Raw genomic sequence first — 239 nt, 5'->3', positions numbered from 1 at the left:
TCTCGTCGATACTGAGCACCACCGCGTTTCGCGGCGCCTTCCGGTACAGCTTGCAAATGCCGTTGACCTTCTCGCGAAAGGCGGGGTCTGGGCTATGTAGCCATTGCTGGACCCGGTGCGGACGCACGTCGCCGGCCTGCAAAATGCGCTGCACCTGGCTGCGGCTGATCTGCTCGACAACGCCACGCTCCACGGCGCGCGTCACAATCTCATCAAGCGTGGGCGTGACCCGCCCCTCA

1 pseudogene is annotated in these 239 nt (G+C 64.4%); it reads right to left on the bottom strand.

The window, feature by feature from the left end:
- A pseudogene (locus CF70_RS37865) lies at positions 1-239 on the bottom strand (IS630 family transposase); the annotation flags it as partial.

Source organism: Cupriavidus sp. SK-3, assembly GCF_000611145.1.
Lineage (GTDB): Bacteria > Pseudomonadota > Gammaproteobacteria > Burkholderiales > Burkholderiaceae > Cupriavidus.
Note: the sequence above shows the minus strand (reverse complement) of the source record. Positions and strands in the feature narration are given on the sequence as shown.